General features: G+C 54.8%; 12 protein-coding genes. All 12 read right to left on the bottom strand.

Annotated elements, in window-relative coordinates; genetic code table 11:
- Positions 1–85 precede the first annotated feature (85 nt).
- Entirely contained in the window at positions 86–1,039 is a 954-nt protein-coding gene (gene meaB / locus EFBL_RS06130) for a methylmalonyl Co-A mutase-associated GTPase MeaB (protein ID WP_096181256.1), read from the bottom strand.
- 103 nt (positions 1,040–1,142) lie between these two features.
- Positions 1,143–2,288 (bottom strand): acyl-CoA dehydrogenase, encoded by a 1,146-nt coding sequence (locus tag EFBL_RS06125; protein ID WP_096181255.1) that lies wholly within the window; start codon positions 2,286–2,288, stop codon positions 1,143–1,145.
- An 11-nt stretch (positions 2,289–2,299) separates the two neighbouring features.
- Positions 2,300–3,442, bottom strand: coding sequence for an acyl-CoA dehydrogenase (locus tag EFBL_RS06120; RefSeq protein WP_096181254.1), 1,143 nt, complete (start codon positions 3,440–3,442; stop codon positions 2,300–2,302).
- A 229-nt stretch (positions 3,443–3,671) separates the two neighbouring features.
- A complete protein-coding gene (locus EFBL_RS06115; protein ID WP_096181253.1) occupies positions 3,672–4,454 on the bottom strand; it encodes an enoyl-CoA hydratase-related protein in 783 nt (260 codons plus the stop codon).
- An 8-nt stretch (positions 4,455–4,462) separates the two neighbouring features.
- Complete coding sequence (locus EFBL_RS06110; RefSeq protein ID WP_096181252.1) at positions 4,463–5,317, bottom strand: 3-hydroxybutyryl-CoA dehydrogenase; 855 nt, start codon at positions 5,315–5,317, stop codon at positions 4,463–4,465.
- A 15-nt stretch (positions 5,318–5,332) separates the two neighbouring features.
- Complete coding sequence (locus tag EFBL_RS06105; RefSeq protein WP_096181251.1) at positions 5,333–6,514, bottom strand: acetyl-CoA C-acetyltransferase; 1,182 nt, start codon at positions 6,512–6,514, stop codon at positions 5,333–5,335.
- 143 nt (positions 6,515–6,657) lie between these two features.
- Positions 6,658–8,694, bottom strand: a complete 2,037-nt coding sequence (locus EFBL_RS06100; RefSeq protein WP_096181250.1) for a heterodisulfide reductase-related iron-sulfur binding cluster — start codon at positions 8,692–8,694, stop codon at positions 6,658–6,660.
- A 199-nt stretch (positions 8,695–8,893) separates the two neighbouring features.
- Positions 8,894–9,646: a lysine 5,6-aminomutase subunit beta gene (kamE, locus tag EFBL_RS06095; protein WP_096181249.1), complete on the bottom strand. Its 753-nt coding sequence runs from the start codon at positions 9,644–9,646 to the stop codon at positions 8,894–8,896.
- Positions 9,643–11,217, bottom strand: a complete 1,575-nt coding sequence (kamD, locus tag EFBL_RS06090; RefSeq protein ID WP_096181248.1) for a lysine 5,6-aminomutase subunit alpha — start codon at positions 11,215–11,217, stop codon at positions 9,643–9,645. The genes kamE and kamD overlap by 4 nt, the downstream gene beginning before the upstream one ends.
- Positions 11,198–12,232, bottom strand: coding sequence for a lysine 5,6-aminomutase reactivase subunit KamB (gene kamB, locus EFBL_RS06085; RefSeq protein ID WP_096181247.1), 1,035 nt, complete (start codon positions 12,230–12,232; stop codon positions 11,198–11,200). The genes kamD and kamB overlap by 20 nt, the downstream gene beginning before the upstream one ends.
- Before the next feature lie 63 nt (positions 12,233–12,295).
- Entirely contained in the window at positions 12,296–13,591 is a 1,296-nt protein-coding gene (gene kamA, locus EFBL_RS06080) for a lysine 2,3-aminomutase (RefSeq protein WP_231705697.1), read from the bottom strand.
- Between the two features lie 30 nt (positions 13,592–13,621).
- The gene (kdd, locus tag EFBL_RS06075; RefSeq protein ID WP_096181245.1) at positions 13,622–14,662 is read right to left on the bottom strand and encodes an L-erythro-3,5-diaminohexanoate dehydrogenase; all 1,041 of its coding nucleotides are present in this window, start codon (positions 14,660–14,662) and stop codon (positions 13,622–13,624) included.
- Positions 14,663–14,687 lie beyond the last annotated feature (25 nt).

Here is a 14,687-nt window from a genome sequence, read left to right as displayed (position 1 = left end):
CTTTCAATGCGCGTGCTGTTTCCGACATCCCATTACACTCCTTTCAAACCGACTCAACCTATGTATATGCAACGTATAAATGAAACTACTTTGGGTGACTGACTGTCGTATTATACCATTCAAGAACCTGATCCGCAACTTGATAGGGATCCAGCTTGCCCGCATCCACTTCTGACAGGATTTGCTGCCAGGAATGGTTTTGCACCATCCATTGGCGGATGCTCCTGTGGATCCGGTCTTCGATGATACCCAGTATTTCGTCCTGCCGCCGTTTCTTTCGTTTTGTTTCCCACCGGCCGCTTTTTAGCAAATGGCTTCGGTGGCTGCTGCAGGCCTCCCATAGTGACTGGAAGCTTTTCGGGTTGCGCGAAGTGGTTCGCACCACAGGGGGACGCCACTCGAGATCATGCAGCAAGTCCAGCATGTTGTTGATTTCCCTTTCCGTTTTGTCCGCGCCGGGAAGATCCGCCTTGTTGATGTCAAACACATCTGCAATTTCCATGATACCGGCCTTCATGGTTTGAATGTGGTCCCCCGCCGTCGGATTCATGACCACAACAGTCGTGTCCGCCACATTCATGATATCCAGTTCCGACTGCCCGACTCCGACCGTCTCAATCAGGATGACGTCCGCACCATATGCGTCCAGGACCCGGACGGCTTCTTTCGTCGTCCTGGCAAGCCCCCCCAAACTTCCTCTTGTCCCCATCGAGCGGATAAAGACACCGGGATCCAATGCGTGGTCGTTCATACGCACCCGGTCTCCAAGAATCGCCCCTCCGGTGAAAGGGGAAGTCGGGTCAACCGCAATTACGCCCACGTTCAAGCCAAGTTTACGCAGTAAAAAAATCAGCTGGGCGGTAAGCGTACTCTTGCCTGCTCCCGGAGAACCGGTGATCCCCACCAGATAGGCTTTTCCGGTATGTGCATGCAGGGCTTTCAACAGCGCATGTTTCTCCGGACTGTCGTTTTCAATTAATGTAATGGCCCTTGCCACCGCTCGCCGGTCGCCCTTGACAATCCTTTCCGCCAGTTCCATATCGTCTCACCTTGTCAGTGTCTAATAGAAATAACAGGAGCCCAAAACGGACTCCCCTCTATTGTATCGAACGCTGTTATATTTCAACAACAAACTTTACGGCTTATTTTAAAAGATGGCTGGCAATCACGACACGTTGAATTTCTTGAGTGCCTTCGTAAATCTGGGTAATTTTCGCATCACGCATGAACCGCTCCACCGGGTATTCGCGGGTATATCCATAACCGCCAAATACCTGAACCGCTTCTGTGGTCACTTCCATGGCGATGTCACCGGCATACAGTTTGGCCATGGCTGACGCTTTGCCGTATGGCAGACCTTGCCCTTCCAGCCATGCAGCCTGGTAGGTCAGCAATCGCGCCGCTTCAATCTTGGTCGCCATATCGGCCAACTTGAACTGCATGCCCTGGAAGGAAGCAATGGATTGGCCAAACTGTTCCCGCTGCTTCGCATAGTCCAATGCCAGGTCAAAGGCACCCTGTGCGATTCCCACTGCCTGCGCCGCAATCCCGTTCCGGCCGCCATCCAGCGTCATCATCGCGATTTTGAACCCGAATCCTTCGTCTCCCAAGCGGTTCCCGACAGGAACCTTGCAGTTGTCAAAAATCACTTCGGTGGTGGGGCTGGACTTGATCCCCATTTTCTTCTCCTTCTTGCCAACGGAGAATCCGGGGAAATCCTTCTCTACAATAAATGCGGTAATGCCACGCGTCTTCAGAGCACGATCGGTTGCCGCAAACACGATATACACGTCTGCTTCGCCGCCGTTGGTAATAAAGATCTTGGAACCGTTCAGGACATAATGGCTTCCATCCTCGGACAGGACGGCGGTTGTCCTCATTCCGCCCGCATCCGAACCGGAGCCTGGCTCCGTCAAACAATAGGCCCCCATTTTGCTGCCTTCCGCAAGGGGACGGAGGTATTTTTGCTTCTGCTCTTCCGTTCCAAACTTGTAGAGCGGCCAGCTGGCAAGGGAAATATGGGCGGAAAGAGTAACGCCGATGGAGGAATCTATCCGTGACAGTTCCTCAATGGCAATCACATAGGAGACAAAATCCAGCCCCGCACCGCCGTATTCTTCCGGCCATGGAATCCCGGTCAATCCGATTTGGGCCATCTTGTCAAACAACTTCCGGTCAAACACTTCTTCCTCGTCTCGCTGTGCCGCAGTGGGAGCCACATCTTTCAGCGCAAATTCGCGAACCAGCTTGCGAATCTCTTGATGCTCGGGGGTTAATTGAAAGTTCATGGTATCACTCCTCAGTCTTTCAGAAGATTCTTGGCTACCACTATCCGTTGGATCTGGTTGGTGCCTTCGTAAATCTGCGTTACTTTTGCATCCCGCATAAACCGTTCCACGGGATATTCCTTCATATATCCGTATCCGCCATGCAACTGCACTGCATCCGTCGTGACGGACATGGCTGTATCGGCAGCGTAATATTTCGCCATGGAAGCCTCTTTTGAGCAGGGCAAGCCCTGCTGCCTCAATTGGGCTGCCCGATATACAAGAAGCCTCGCCGCTTCCATTTTAGTGGCCATATCGGCCAACATGAACCGGACCCCCTGGAAATCGGCAATCGGTTGGCCAAACTGTTCCCGCTGTTTCACATAAGCAAGAGTCGTGTCAAAAGCGGCCCGGGCTATCCCCAAAGCCTGGGCGGCAATTCCGATCCGGCCGCCGTCCAGGTTGCTCATGGCAATCTGGAACCCTTCCCCCTCTTCACCCAGAAGCTGGGATGCGGGTATTTTGGCGTCTTCAAACACAAGCGCGGTGGTGGATGAACCATTCAGGCCCATCTTTTTCTCTTTCTTCCCGACGGTAAACCCCGGGGTATCCTTTTCCACAATAAAGGCGGAAATTCCGTTGGGTCCCTTGCCTGAATCTGTTACGGCAAAGGTGATGTAAAGATCCGCCTCACCGCCGTTGGTGATGAAGATCTTCGATCCGTTCAGGACATAGGAATCTCCCTGTTTGACCGCCCTGGTGGTTATGCGGGAAGCATCCGATCCGGCACCCGGTTCCGTTAATGCAAAAGCTCCCAACATTTGACCGGTGGCCAATTTTTCCAAATAACGGTTCTTCTGTTCCCCGTTCCCGAACTTCAGGATGGGCATGGTGCCCACTGATGTGTGAACCGCGAGAATAACGCCAAGGGCGGCGCTTGCATAGGAGATTTCTTCAATAGCCAACATGTACGAGATAAAATCCGATCCGACACCGCCCCATTCTTCCGGTATCGGAATGCCCATCAATCCGAGTTCCCCCATTTTCCTGACCAACTCGCGAGGGAAACGGTCCTCCTCGTCAATTTTGGAAGCCTGGGGAATGATCTCTTTCTGGGCGAATTGACGCACCATATTGCGTATTTCCAGCTGTTCCTGCGTCAGAAGAAAATCCACCTTTGTCTCCCCCTACTAATCCCGTGACTGATTCAGATACCTTGCTTTCGGCCATAATCCCACGGGACGATTGGTTGACCGAGCAGAAAACTCTCCGACCGAACGCTCGATCAGCATTCATTGATAAATGTCCGTTCACTCTGGTCGCTCCGGTTCTCCCATTGTTCACCCTTGCTTCTCTGTGTGTTGCCCTTGGTACGGATGCCCGGACCGCCCCCCGGGTATCCGATTACTTTGCCTTGAAGTTGGCCGAACGCTTCTCAAGAAATGCCGTCATGCCTTCCAGGCGGTCTTCTGTGCCGAACAAGGTGCCGAAGACTTCCGATTCCATGGCCAGAGCACGATCCAGATCCATGTTAAAGCCTTCGTTGACCAGCTTCTTGCTGAATTGAACGGCAAACGGTGCTTTCGACAGCATCTTTGCCGCGATTTCCTTCGCTTTGCCAAGCAGTTCTTCAGGTGCAACAACATGGTTTACAAGCCCAATCTGAGCAGCCCGGTCCGCCGTAATCATGTCGCCTGTCATCAGCAATTCCTTCGCGATACCAGGTCCGACAAGGCGTGGCAGACGCTGCGTACCTCCAAACCCGGCCACGATTCCAAGGTTGACTTCCGGCTGGCCGAATTTTGCATTGGTGCTGGCAACCCGGATATCACAAGCCATTGCCAGCTCGCAACCGCCACCCAGGGCGAACCCGTTGACCGCCGCAATGACCGGTTGGGGCAGCTGTTCGATTTTTCGGAAGATCGCATTCCCAAATTGGGAGAATCCTCGTGCTTCCAGCGGTGACTTTCCATGCATTTCCGAAATGTCCGCTCCCGCCACAAAAGCCTTCTCGCCTGCGCCGGTAATGATTGCCGCCTGCACCGAAGAATCATTGGCAATGGAGTCTATGAGCGTTGAAAGTTCCGTCAGCAGTGCGGAATTCAGTGCATTCAGCGCTTTCGGCCGGTTCAGCGTAATGGTGGCAATGCCTTCTTCCACGGAATAGATCAGGTTTTCAAAGTTCATCCGAATCCCTACCCTTCATAAACGTAGAATCCGCGTCCTGTTTTGCGTCCCAGCCAACCCGCCTTTACATACTTTCGCAGCAGCGGGCACGGACGGTACTTGGAATCGCCCAACCCTTCATGCAGTACTTCCATGATGGCCAGACAAGTATCCAATCCGATAAAATCGGCCAAAGTCAAGGGCCCCATCGGGTGGTTCATGCCAAGCTTCATCACTTCATCGATCGCTTCCGGAGCGGCAACCCCTTCGTATACGCAGTAAATGGCTTCATTAATCATTGGCAGCAGGATGCGGTTGGAGACGAATCCCGGGAAGTCGTTGACTTCCACCGGCACCTTGCCCATCTTCTTCGACAGGTCTTCAATGGTCTGATACGTTTCGTTGCTGGTCGCCAGACCCCGAATCACTTCCACCAGCTTCATGACGGGCACCGGATTCATAAAGTGCATGCCGATTACCAGTTCCGGACGTTTCGTGACAGCCGCTATCTCGGTAATCGGGAGGGAGGAAGTGTTGGTCGCAAGGATGGCGCCTGCAGGCGCAATGGCATCCAGCTTGCGGAACACCTCACACTTGATCTCCATGTTCTCGACAGCCGCTTCGATCACCAATTGCGCATCCCTGGCGTCCTCGAGGCTTGTGGACGGTTGGATCCGGGCCAGAATCGCCTGCTTCTCCGCTTCCGACTTGCGGCCCTTTTCCACGTCGCGGGTCAGGTTTTTTGTGATCACGCCAAGTCCCCGCTGGACAAACTCATCCTTCAGATCGTTCAAAATCACCTGCAGACCGGCTTGCGCCGCAACCTGCGCGATGCCGCTTCCCATCTGGCCGGCACCCACCACCATCAGTTTCTGAATTGTCATAATCCTCCTCCTCCATTATTCCACTCGCAGCAGGATGGCGTCGCCTTGGGCGGCACCGGAACAGATGGCCGCAATGCCAAGTCCGCCGCCCCGGCGGCGCAGTTCGTGAATCAGTGAGCCAACTATGCGCGCACCGCTGGCCCCGATTGGATGCCCCAGCGCGATGGCGCCTCCGTTGACGTTGACCTTTTCCTCTTTCCATCCGACGATTTTCCCGGACGTAAGAGTGACTGCGGCAAACGCCTCGTTCACTTCGAACAACTCAATGTCCGCCAGCTGATACCCCGTTTTTGCCAACAGTTTCTGTATGGCGAGCCCTGGCGTCGTTGCAATATAGGGTGCTTCCGCCCCCACCTCCGCGTGCCCAAGGATTGCAGCCAGAGGCTGTTTGCCTTCCGCCTTGGCCCGTTCTTCTGACATCAGCACCAGTGCGGCGGCTCCATCATTGACACCCGGTGCATTGCCGGCGGTGATGGTTCCATCCTTCTTAAACACAGGCGGCAGTGCTGCCAGCTTCTCAAGAGATGTGTCCCGCCGGGGAGCTTCGTCTGTGTCCACAATCGAGACTTCTCCTTTGCGGCCCGGCACTTGCACCGGAACAATCTCATCCGCCATGCGGCCGGAGTCGATGGCTGCAATCGCCCGTTGATGGGAGCGAAGGGCCCAGGCATCCTGCTCTTCCCTGCCAATTCCGTACTCGGCAGCAACCACCGAACCGTGAACCGCCATGGGAACATCATGGAAAGCGCAGCGCAATCCGTCATAAGTCATCAGGTCAATGACGGCCGAATCCCCCATCCGCATGCCCCATCGGCCATTCGGAAGGGCGAAGGGCGAGTTGGACATCGACTCCATTCCCCCTGCTACCACCAAGTCGGCGTCTCCTGTCCGGATGATCTGGTCGCCCAATGTGACCGCCCTCATTCCGGAGGCACAAACTTTGTTGATGGTCTCGGTTGGAGTGGTCCAGGGAAGTCCCGCCTTGATCGCCGCTTGTCGGGACGGGATCTGCCCGGCACCGCCTTGCAGCACCATTCCCATTAGAACTTCCTCCACCTGTTCAGCGGTGACATTCGCCCGCTCCATCGCACCGCGAATTGCGACTGCCCCCAGATCCACGGCGGGAAGCGCAGACAACGCTCCGCCGAATCTGCCAAAGGGCGTTCTGGCGGTGCTGACTATCACTGTTTTCCGCAAGTGATTCCCCTCCCCCAGAGGAAAAAATTTAAGTCATACCCCAACCTTCTTGCAACGCGGAAGCTGCAAAAAGACAGATGAGGCCGGCACAAGAGGATACATTGTGCCGGCTTGTAAAATAAGTTTGTCGCGTCAAGCAGTTCTTACGCAGTGGCCATGTCGAGCAGTTCGACCACGTCGTAGGTTGCTATATTGTCTTCCACTCCTTTGGCCTTGGTTCCGTCGATCATCATGGTCATGCAGAAAGGACATGCGGTTCCAATCATCGTACAACCGGTTTCCATTGCCTGCTCGGTTCGCATCACGTTGATCCGGTCTGTTCCCTTCAGTTCTTCCTTCCAGAAAGAACCTCCGCCGGCACCGCAGCACATGCCGCGTTCCCTGTTGCGTTCCATCTCAACCACTCGCACACCCGGAATCTGGTCAAGGATATACCGCGGAGCCGTGTAGATTTCGTTGTAGCGTCCCAGGTAACAGGAATCATGGTAAGTGATGATTTCGTTCACTTCTTTGCTCGGCTTGAGCTTGCCTTCATCAATCAGCTTGGCAAGCAGTTCGGTACCGTGGATGACTTCCACTCCTTCAAGCCCGAAATCAGGATATTCGTTTTTGAAGGTGTTGTATGCATGAGGGTCGGTGGTAACTATCTTCTTCACATTGTAAGCCTTAAAGATTTCCACGTTGGCTTCCGCCAATGCCTGGAACAGAAACTCATTCCCCAGACGTCGGGCCGAATCCCCGTCACTTTCTTCTTCCTTGCCGAGGATTGCAAAATCAACGCCCGCCTTATTCAACAGATTAACAAAAGATCTTGCAATCTTTTGGTTCCGCGGGTCAAAAGAACAAGCAGATCCCACGTAATACAGATACTCCACCTCGCCGTCGACTTCCGCCATGGTGCGCACATTGAGGTCTTTCGCCCAATCGGCGCGGGTATTGCGGTTTTGTCCCCATTCGTTGGACTGACGCTCGAGGTTCTGGAATGCACGGTTGATTTCTGCGTTTGCTTTCCCTTCGGTCAATACCATCCAACGGCGAAGGTCCATGATCTTGTCCACATGTTCGTTGTATACGGGACACATTTCTTCACAAGCGCGGCAGGTGGTGCAGGCCCAGATTTCATCTTCACTGTACACATTGCCCATCAGCATTGGCAGTTCTTCCGCCTCCGCAGTCGATGCGGCTGCCAGTTCCACGTTCACGCCGGTGCCTGTCGATGCTGCCATTTTCTGTGCCAGGAATCTGTCGCCCACTTCTGTGAGATGGTCACGCATCTTAAGAATCAGATACTTGGGTGACAACGGTTTTCCGGACAGAGTTGCCGGACAGTTAACGTGACAACGTCCGCACTCGGTGCAGGCATAGCCGTCAAGCAGCTGTTTCCAGGTAAACTGGTCAATCCGGCCAACACCGAACTCTTCCACCGACTCGTCGGACAGGTCCAGCTTGCGCAGTCGGCCATTGGGCGTCAGACGGCGGAAATAAGTATTGATGCCTGCGGCAATCATGTGCAGATGCTTTGAACGCGGGATGAAAATCAGGAATCCGAACAGAATCGCCAGGTGTGCCCAAACAAAAATCTCTTCGAACACTTTCAGAACGGTCTCGTTGCCGCCGGCAAACAGACCGCCAAGGAACGACGCAACGGGCGATACCCAACCGGGATCTTTGCCGGTCAGCGCCACTTCAAGACCCATTACAATCAGGTCGGTAATCACAAGACCGCCGATCAGGCCGAGAATGACGTAAGCTTCAGCGGTTTGATCCAGACGCATCGGACGGATGAAGAAACGGCGCCCGGCCGCAATCAGAATCGCAACCAGCACCAGCATGGAGAACAGTTCATGACTGAACACGAACCAGTTCGTCGTGCCGATGAGCGGCAGGTGGCCGCCAAAAATGTGATGCGCCACAAACTCGAGCGTACCGAAAGAGAGAACGATAAATCCCCAAAAGATAAAGAAGTGTCCGAGACCTGCCGGTTCTGCAAGCACCTTTGCCTGTCCAAGCACGTCGCGGAATACGGAGCGAATCCGTTCATCCTGGCCTTCAGGACGCGACTCCGCCTGCCCCAGCATGAGATATTGATATTTGCGATACAATGCGGTCCAGAACAGATATACGGAACCTGCGGCTACCGCCAGGAACAAGAGAATACGCACCATTTCCACACCTTCCAACCCCTTTCCCGGTTTTTCTCTGCATGAACGCTTGTGAAAGCGACCATTTTCGTATCAAACGGTTGGTTGATTCCCTGCAGAAAAATAGAATCTCCTAGTAATACATATACCGCATTACCAGGAGATTTGCGAAATGAAAAATGAATGACCGTTCAGGATTATGACCCTTGTAGTGCTCCATTCCTCTCTTTAGTCCATTTTACGAAGTTTTTCGCAATCTTTCCACCAGTTCCTGAACGATGAAAGAAGCGACATCCGGAGCCAGGGTCCCCGGTCCGAACCCGGCATCATAGCCCAACTCCAGGGCCAGTTGATGAGAGATTCGCGGTCCCCCGCAGACCAGTACAATCCGGGAGCGCAGCCCTTCCGCTTCCAGCAAATCCACAAGCCGGGTCAGATTTGGCAGATGCACATCTTTCTGTGTGACCACTTGAGATACAAGAATCGCGTCTGCTTTCAGTTCCATTGCTTTTGCCAGCAAAACTTCGTTGTCCACCTGCGCCCCCAGATTGAAGGCGTCAATCATCGGGTACCGCTCGAGACCATATTCTCCCGCATATCCTTTCATGTTCATGATCGCGTCGATTCCCACGGTATGAGCGTCCGTACCGGTGCAGGCGCCAATAACAACAATCTTCCTGCCAATCCGAGTCTTGATGAATTCGTTGATTTCCTTGAAATTCATCCGTTTGGCACTTGTCTTTACGACTTCTACGGTTGTCGAGTCAATTGTATGTCTGCACTTGCCAAACAGGACGAAAAACGTAAACCCTTCCCCGATATCCTGTGCATGAACCACCTGCGGTTCGTCAAATCCCATTTTGAACAAAAGCTGCCGCGCGGCTTCTTTTGCCACATCCCCGTAAGGAAGAGGCAAAGAGAAACTCAATTGTACCATGCCGTCGTCCAACGTATCCCCATAGGGACGGATTCGCGCAAGATCCACCTTCATACGGATGCCCCCCTGCCGAGTCCCAATTCTTCCCGCAGCAACTGCTCCACCGGATTGTAGTATCGTTCAGACCGGTCCACGACTCCCGTCAGCCCTTTCCCACCCGCTACGGTTCGCTTAACATCGGCAAACTTCCCTTGCTCCAACGACTCAAACAGACCGATCGATTCGATCTCCCGCAGCAATCCGGTAGCGTCCGCCAACACTTGCCGGGCGCGGCGGGCGATGATCCCGTCCGGTTTGAATTCAATTTCGTCATGCAAATGACGCGCATTCCGGAAGATGTACCTGGCCGCTTCAATAGCCAGATGACGCTCATGAATCAGCGGCGTATGAATGGCCTCACTCATCATCCCCAACAATTGAATTCCCTGCCCGGTCATGATTCCCACCATGTTAAACAAGGCATCCTGTACATGCCCGCGAAAAATGTTTCCCGTCATGTGTTTGGTGGGAGGCATGTACTTGAGCGGCGCCTTCGGAAAGACCTCCCGCGCCAGCTGTGCTTGCGCCAGTTCCAGCAAGAAGCCGTCCTCCAGCTCCGGATTCATCTCAAACGCATGCCCCAACCCCATCTGCTCTTCTTTCAGCCCCGAGCGGAGCGCCAGTTGTTCGTTGATCAACTGGGAAGCCAACACCGTATGTGCCGCCTGTACCGCATCGGCAGTGGTCAGATAATTGTCCTCGCCGGTATTGATGATCACACCCGCATAGGCATTGATCATCCTTGAGAAATTCTGGTCTACAAGGGTGCGCTGCATATTGATGTCACGGAACAAAATCCCGTAAAGCGCATCGTTCAGCATCACATCCAGCCTCTCCAAAGCCCCCATCGCCGCAATCTCCGGCATGCAAAGCCCGGAACAATAATTGCACAGCCGGATGTATCGCCCCAGCTCTTCTCCAATGTCATCCAAAGCCTGCCGCATAATTTGAAAATTGGCCTGGGTGGCAAACGTCCCCCCAAACCCTTCCGTGGTGGGACCATAAGGGACATAGTCGAGCAGGGACTGTCCGGTGGAGCGGATGACGGCAATGATGTCCGCCCCCTGGCGGGCAGCCGCCCTTGCCTGGACCACATCTTCATAGATGTTGCCGGTTGCCACAATCACATAAAGAAAGGGCTGGGGACGTTCGCCGTATTTCCCGATCAGCTCATTCCTGCGTTCCCGGTTGCGCCGGATCCGCTCCAAGGCGGCACGGGCAAGTTCGGCCCCTTTTTCCCGAATGTTCTGTTCCGGCAGCCAAGGGAGATCAAACAGCCGCAAATCCCCTTTTGCCACCGCTTCACCTGTTTCCTGAACCGTCCGTCCTGTCTGCAGCATTGCATTGACAAACGGCTTCGTCACGCCTTCCGCCAATCGGCTGTGTTCTTTTACACGATCCACCACAATATTTGGCAGCGGTATCCCGTCCTCATCCACACCGTCCAATCCGAACAGGCGGAGTACCGTCCGTTCCACGGCCACCGTTGTCTTGGTTCCGATAAAATCGGTCACGCATCCGGCAATCCTGGCAGCCAACGAGCGTGCCCGGCCCACCTGTTCGGGGTCAAGATTCAGTTTGTTCATGCGCACCCTCCTTACAATCCACCACGGGAAGATCCTTCGCAAGGGCCCGGATGCTTGCCAGCAATTCCTGCTGCGGCAAGCGGTAGCCGGAAAGCGAAACGGAATTCACTGTCACGGCTGCGATGCGAATCGGAACTTCCGCCAGTATGCGGCCTCCCTGGTGCTCAAACCGTTTCCATTGGAGCGGTGAGGCCATCATGCGCGTTCCGTCTTTTACTATAAGGGTGGTTACAACTCCGGTTGCCATCTCCAGCACCCCGTCTGTCACAACTCCCGGCAGTGCCAGTGCCATCGCTTCCTGCGGCCAATCCGGATGAGAATCCGGCGGATGCAATAACAGGTTTATGTCCGGAAGCATTCTTGGCGTGACAGACGGCCCCCCTGCCCAGATGCAACCTGAGGTTCTTGCCAACGCGGCCAACTGCCGCTGCCAGTCCTGCGTCACCGCTGGCATCCGCAAACGGGCCAACGCCGCCTTTGTTTCCCGTACAACACTCTCCACCGTGCGGCCCACACTGGCTCCCGTCGCCAGCACAATTCCGTCCGACAGATCGGGGGAGGCACAAGCCATCCGGTCAAATGCGCCATCAATGATGTGGAGCTGCGCCCCCCATTTTTCAAACCGGCCATTCAATTCTTTCGCGTGTGCCACTTGCCGTACGCCCGCCAACAACACGTTTCCCGCTTCCGCAACACGCAGAATCAGGATCTCCCCCATTGCGGACGGAATGCCTGTGGCTTCCACCAACGTCATGCGGGCCGTGCATTCCTCCAACGCTTCCGCTGCCGTCGCGATCAAGGTTCCGGCGACCGCTTGCACAGCAGGCTTGGCAGCCTTGATCAATGCGTCAAAGCGTTCCCCGTCCACCCCAATGCTTTGCAGAGACAGAGGGATACCCGCCTCAGCGGCTTCCGCTACTATCGTATTCAGGGCTGTCGTTTTTCCCGCATGTTTCGCAATTCCGACGATTGCCAACCGCTTGATGCCCGCGGCCCTCACATGTTCAAACAGCATGGGCGACCCTCCCGCCATCGGCATGTTTGCTTGGAACGAACCGCATTACCTGGACTCCCCGCCTTATTTGTTGGACGGTTTCCGGTGGGAACGCCGGTCTGCCCGCTTCAGCCCTCCGGGCTCGAGGCCCAGCGCCTGATCGTTCAGCAGCTTGGCAACCCCTATCGTCTCTTCGTTCCTGTCATGCGTGCAGGTGGGTGGACAGCCTTTGTCCTCGTAGGTGGGTTCATGGTACACAGAGATGACACCCTCAAAGTTCCGCAGCACCACCTTGCCGTGGCCCTGGGAGATCAAATACTGCGGCATCACGGGCACTTTTCCGCCGCCTCCCGGGGCATCCACGACAAACGTGGGTACGGCATAACCGGATGTATGTCCGCGCAGTTGTTCCATGATCTCAAGCCCTTTGGAGACCGTTGTGCGGAAGTGCTGGATTCCATCAGACAGGTCGCACTGATAGATGTAATACGGACGTACCCGAACCTTTACCAGTTCATGCATCAGCTTCTTCATAATGTGTGCACAGTCATTGACCCCCCGCATCAGGACGGTTTGATTGCCCAAGGGGATGCCTGCATCCACAATCTTCCCGCAGGCCGCTTTTGCTTCCGGTGTCAGTTCCGCCGGATGGTTAAAATGGGTGTTGATCCAGACGGGATGGTACTTTCGCAGCATATTCAACAGATTGTCGGTGATTCGTTGGGGAAACACCACCGGTGCCCGTGTGCCGATCCGAATGATTTCCACATGGGGAATCGCCCGCAGGTTGGAGATGATGTATTCCAGTGTTTTATCGTTGACCAGCAGCCCGTCTCCGCCCGACAACAGCACATCCCGCACTTGCGGCGTCCGCCCGATGTAACTGATGGCCTCATCCAACTGCTGCTTTGGCACCGATTGCCCCGGAACTCCCGAGAAACGGCGGCGTGTACAATGTCTGCAATACATGGAACACTGATTGGTGATCAGAAACAGCACCCGATCCGGATACCGGTGGGTCAGTCCCGGCGCGGGAGCGTCCTCGTCCTCATGCAGAGGGTCCTCCATGTCATAGGGGGAACGGGTCATCTCGTCCGACAGAGGTACCGCCTGCATCCGGATCGGACAGTTGGGATCATCCGGGTCCATCAACATCGCATAGTAGGGGGTGATCCGCAGTGAAATCGTCTCTTTCACATGCTTGATCCCCTCGATCTCCTTCTCCGTAAGGTTGATGACCTTTCCCAGCTGGTCCAGGCTATTGATCGTATGGGTCAACTGCCACATCCAATCGTTCCACTGCTCGTCAGTCACGTCTTTCCACAGTTCAATATCTCGGAAATGACGCTGTTTCTTCGCTTCATTCACAGTTTGGCTCATTGCCATCCTCCCCCTCAGATGGTGTGTCGGTCAGCCACCGTAACGTTCTTTGAAAACCTCGTACAGATTCGGGTCTTCCCTCACCAGTTGCAGGGCCAGCTCCGCATGCCCTTTTGTGTATCCGCTGCCAATCAGCATCCGCACATCCTTGCCCACACCTTCCGCCCCCAAAGCGGCGGCGGCGAAAGACGTGGCCATCGAGAAAAAGTAAACAGTCCCCTCATCTTTGGTCGACAGGATACATGACATCTCGGTGCCTGACACATTCACGCAATTGATTGTCAAATCGGCCATCGCACCGTTTGTAACTGCGGCCACCGCTTCCATGACGGCAATCGGATCGGTTGCATCCACATCCAGCACAAAGTCTGCCCAACCCAGACGCTGCAGCAGTCCACATCCCGCCTCCCCACGGTCAATTGCAATCAGCCGTCCCCGTATCCCCAAATTCTTGCGAGCCTGTTTCAATACCAGAAGGCCGGATTTTCCGAAAGCGCCCAATACCGCAACCGTCTGGCCCGGTTGAACCAGTTTGCGGGTTTGCGCAGGTGCCCCGCACACATCGAGCACAGCCAGCGATATCTTCAATGGCATATCATCTGACAGTTTGGCATAGAGCCCGCTTTCGAACAGAATCGCCTTCCCGCGAATGTCCACTTGCCCCGTTTTCTTATTCACATGGAGGATTTCCTCAATCACAAGAGGGGTCAGGGAGAGGGAAACCAGAGTGGCAATCCGGTCACCAGCTTGAAGCTGGCTCCGGTCCCGCAGATCCTCGCCAATTTCCGCAACGTGTCCAATCAGCATGCCGCCGGACCCGGTTACCGGGTTGTGATGCTTCCCCCGCTCCTTTACAATCCGCTGCATGATCATGCCGATCCGCTCTTCATCATCACCCGCTTCTTCCCGAATCTGCCGGAAGGAAGCCGAATCGATGTTGAGAGTTTCCACATCGATCAGGATTTCATTGCTCCAAACCTCCATACTGTTGTCCACCCGCCATGCCGGTTGCGGCAAGACCCCCTTCGGTTCAAGGGATCTGTGCAATCCGTATCGACTCCCCTTTTTCATGAAGCACCCCCTGCGGCATTGTTCT

The organism is Effusibacillus lacus, assembly GCF_002335525.1.
GTDB classification, from domain to species: Bacteria; Bacillota; Bacilli; order Tumebacillales; family Effusibacillaceae; genus Effusibacillus; species Effusibacillus lacus.
The sequence above is the reverse complement of the archived record's forward strand: the minus strand, read 5'-3'. Positions and strand labels throughout refer to the sequence as shown.

Coding starts and splice junctions, on each gene's coding strand:
- meaB (WP_096181256.1), bottom strand. CDS start 1,039: ATGGAACTGGCGGAAAGGATTGTCAAGGGCGACCGGCGAGCGGTGGCA.
- EFBL_RS06125 (WP_096181255.1), bottom strand. CDS start 2,288: ATGAACTTTCAATTAACCCCCGAGCATCAAGAGATTCGCAAGCTGGTT.
- EFBL_RS06115 (WP_096181253.1), bottom strand. CDS start 4,454: ATGAACTTTGAAAACCTGATCTATTCCGTGGAAGAAGGCATTGCCACC.
- EFBL_RS06110 (WP_096181252.1), bottom strand. CDS start 5,317: ATGACAATTCAGAAACTGATGGTGGTGGGTGCCGGCCAGATGGGAAGC.
- kamE (WP_096181249.1), bottom strand. CDS start 9,646: ATGAAGGTGGATCTTGCGCGAATCCGTCCCTATGGGGATACGTTGGAC.
- kamD (WP_096181248.1), bottom strand. CDS start 11,217: ATGAACAAACTGAATCTTGACCCCGAACAGGTGGGCCGGGCACGCTCG.
- kamB (WP_096181247.1), bottom strand. CDS start 12,232: ATGCTGTTTGAACATGTGAGGGCCGCGGGCATCAAGCGGTTGGCAATC.
- kamA (WP_231705697.1), bottom strand. CDS start 13,591: ATGAGCCAAACTGTGAATGAAGCGAAGAAACAGCGTCATTTCCGAGAT.
- kdd (WP_096181245.1), bottom strand. CDS start 14,662: ATGAAAAAGGGGAGTCGATACGGATTGCACAGATCCCTTGAACCGAAG.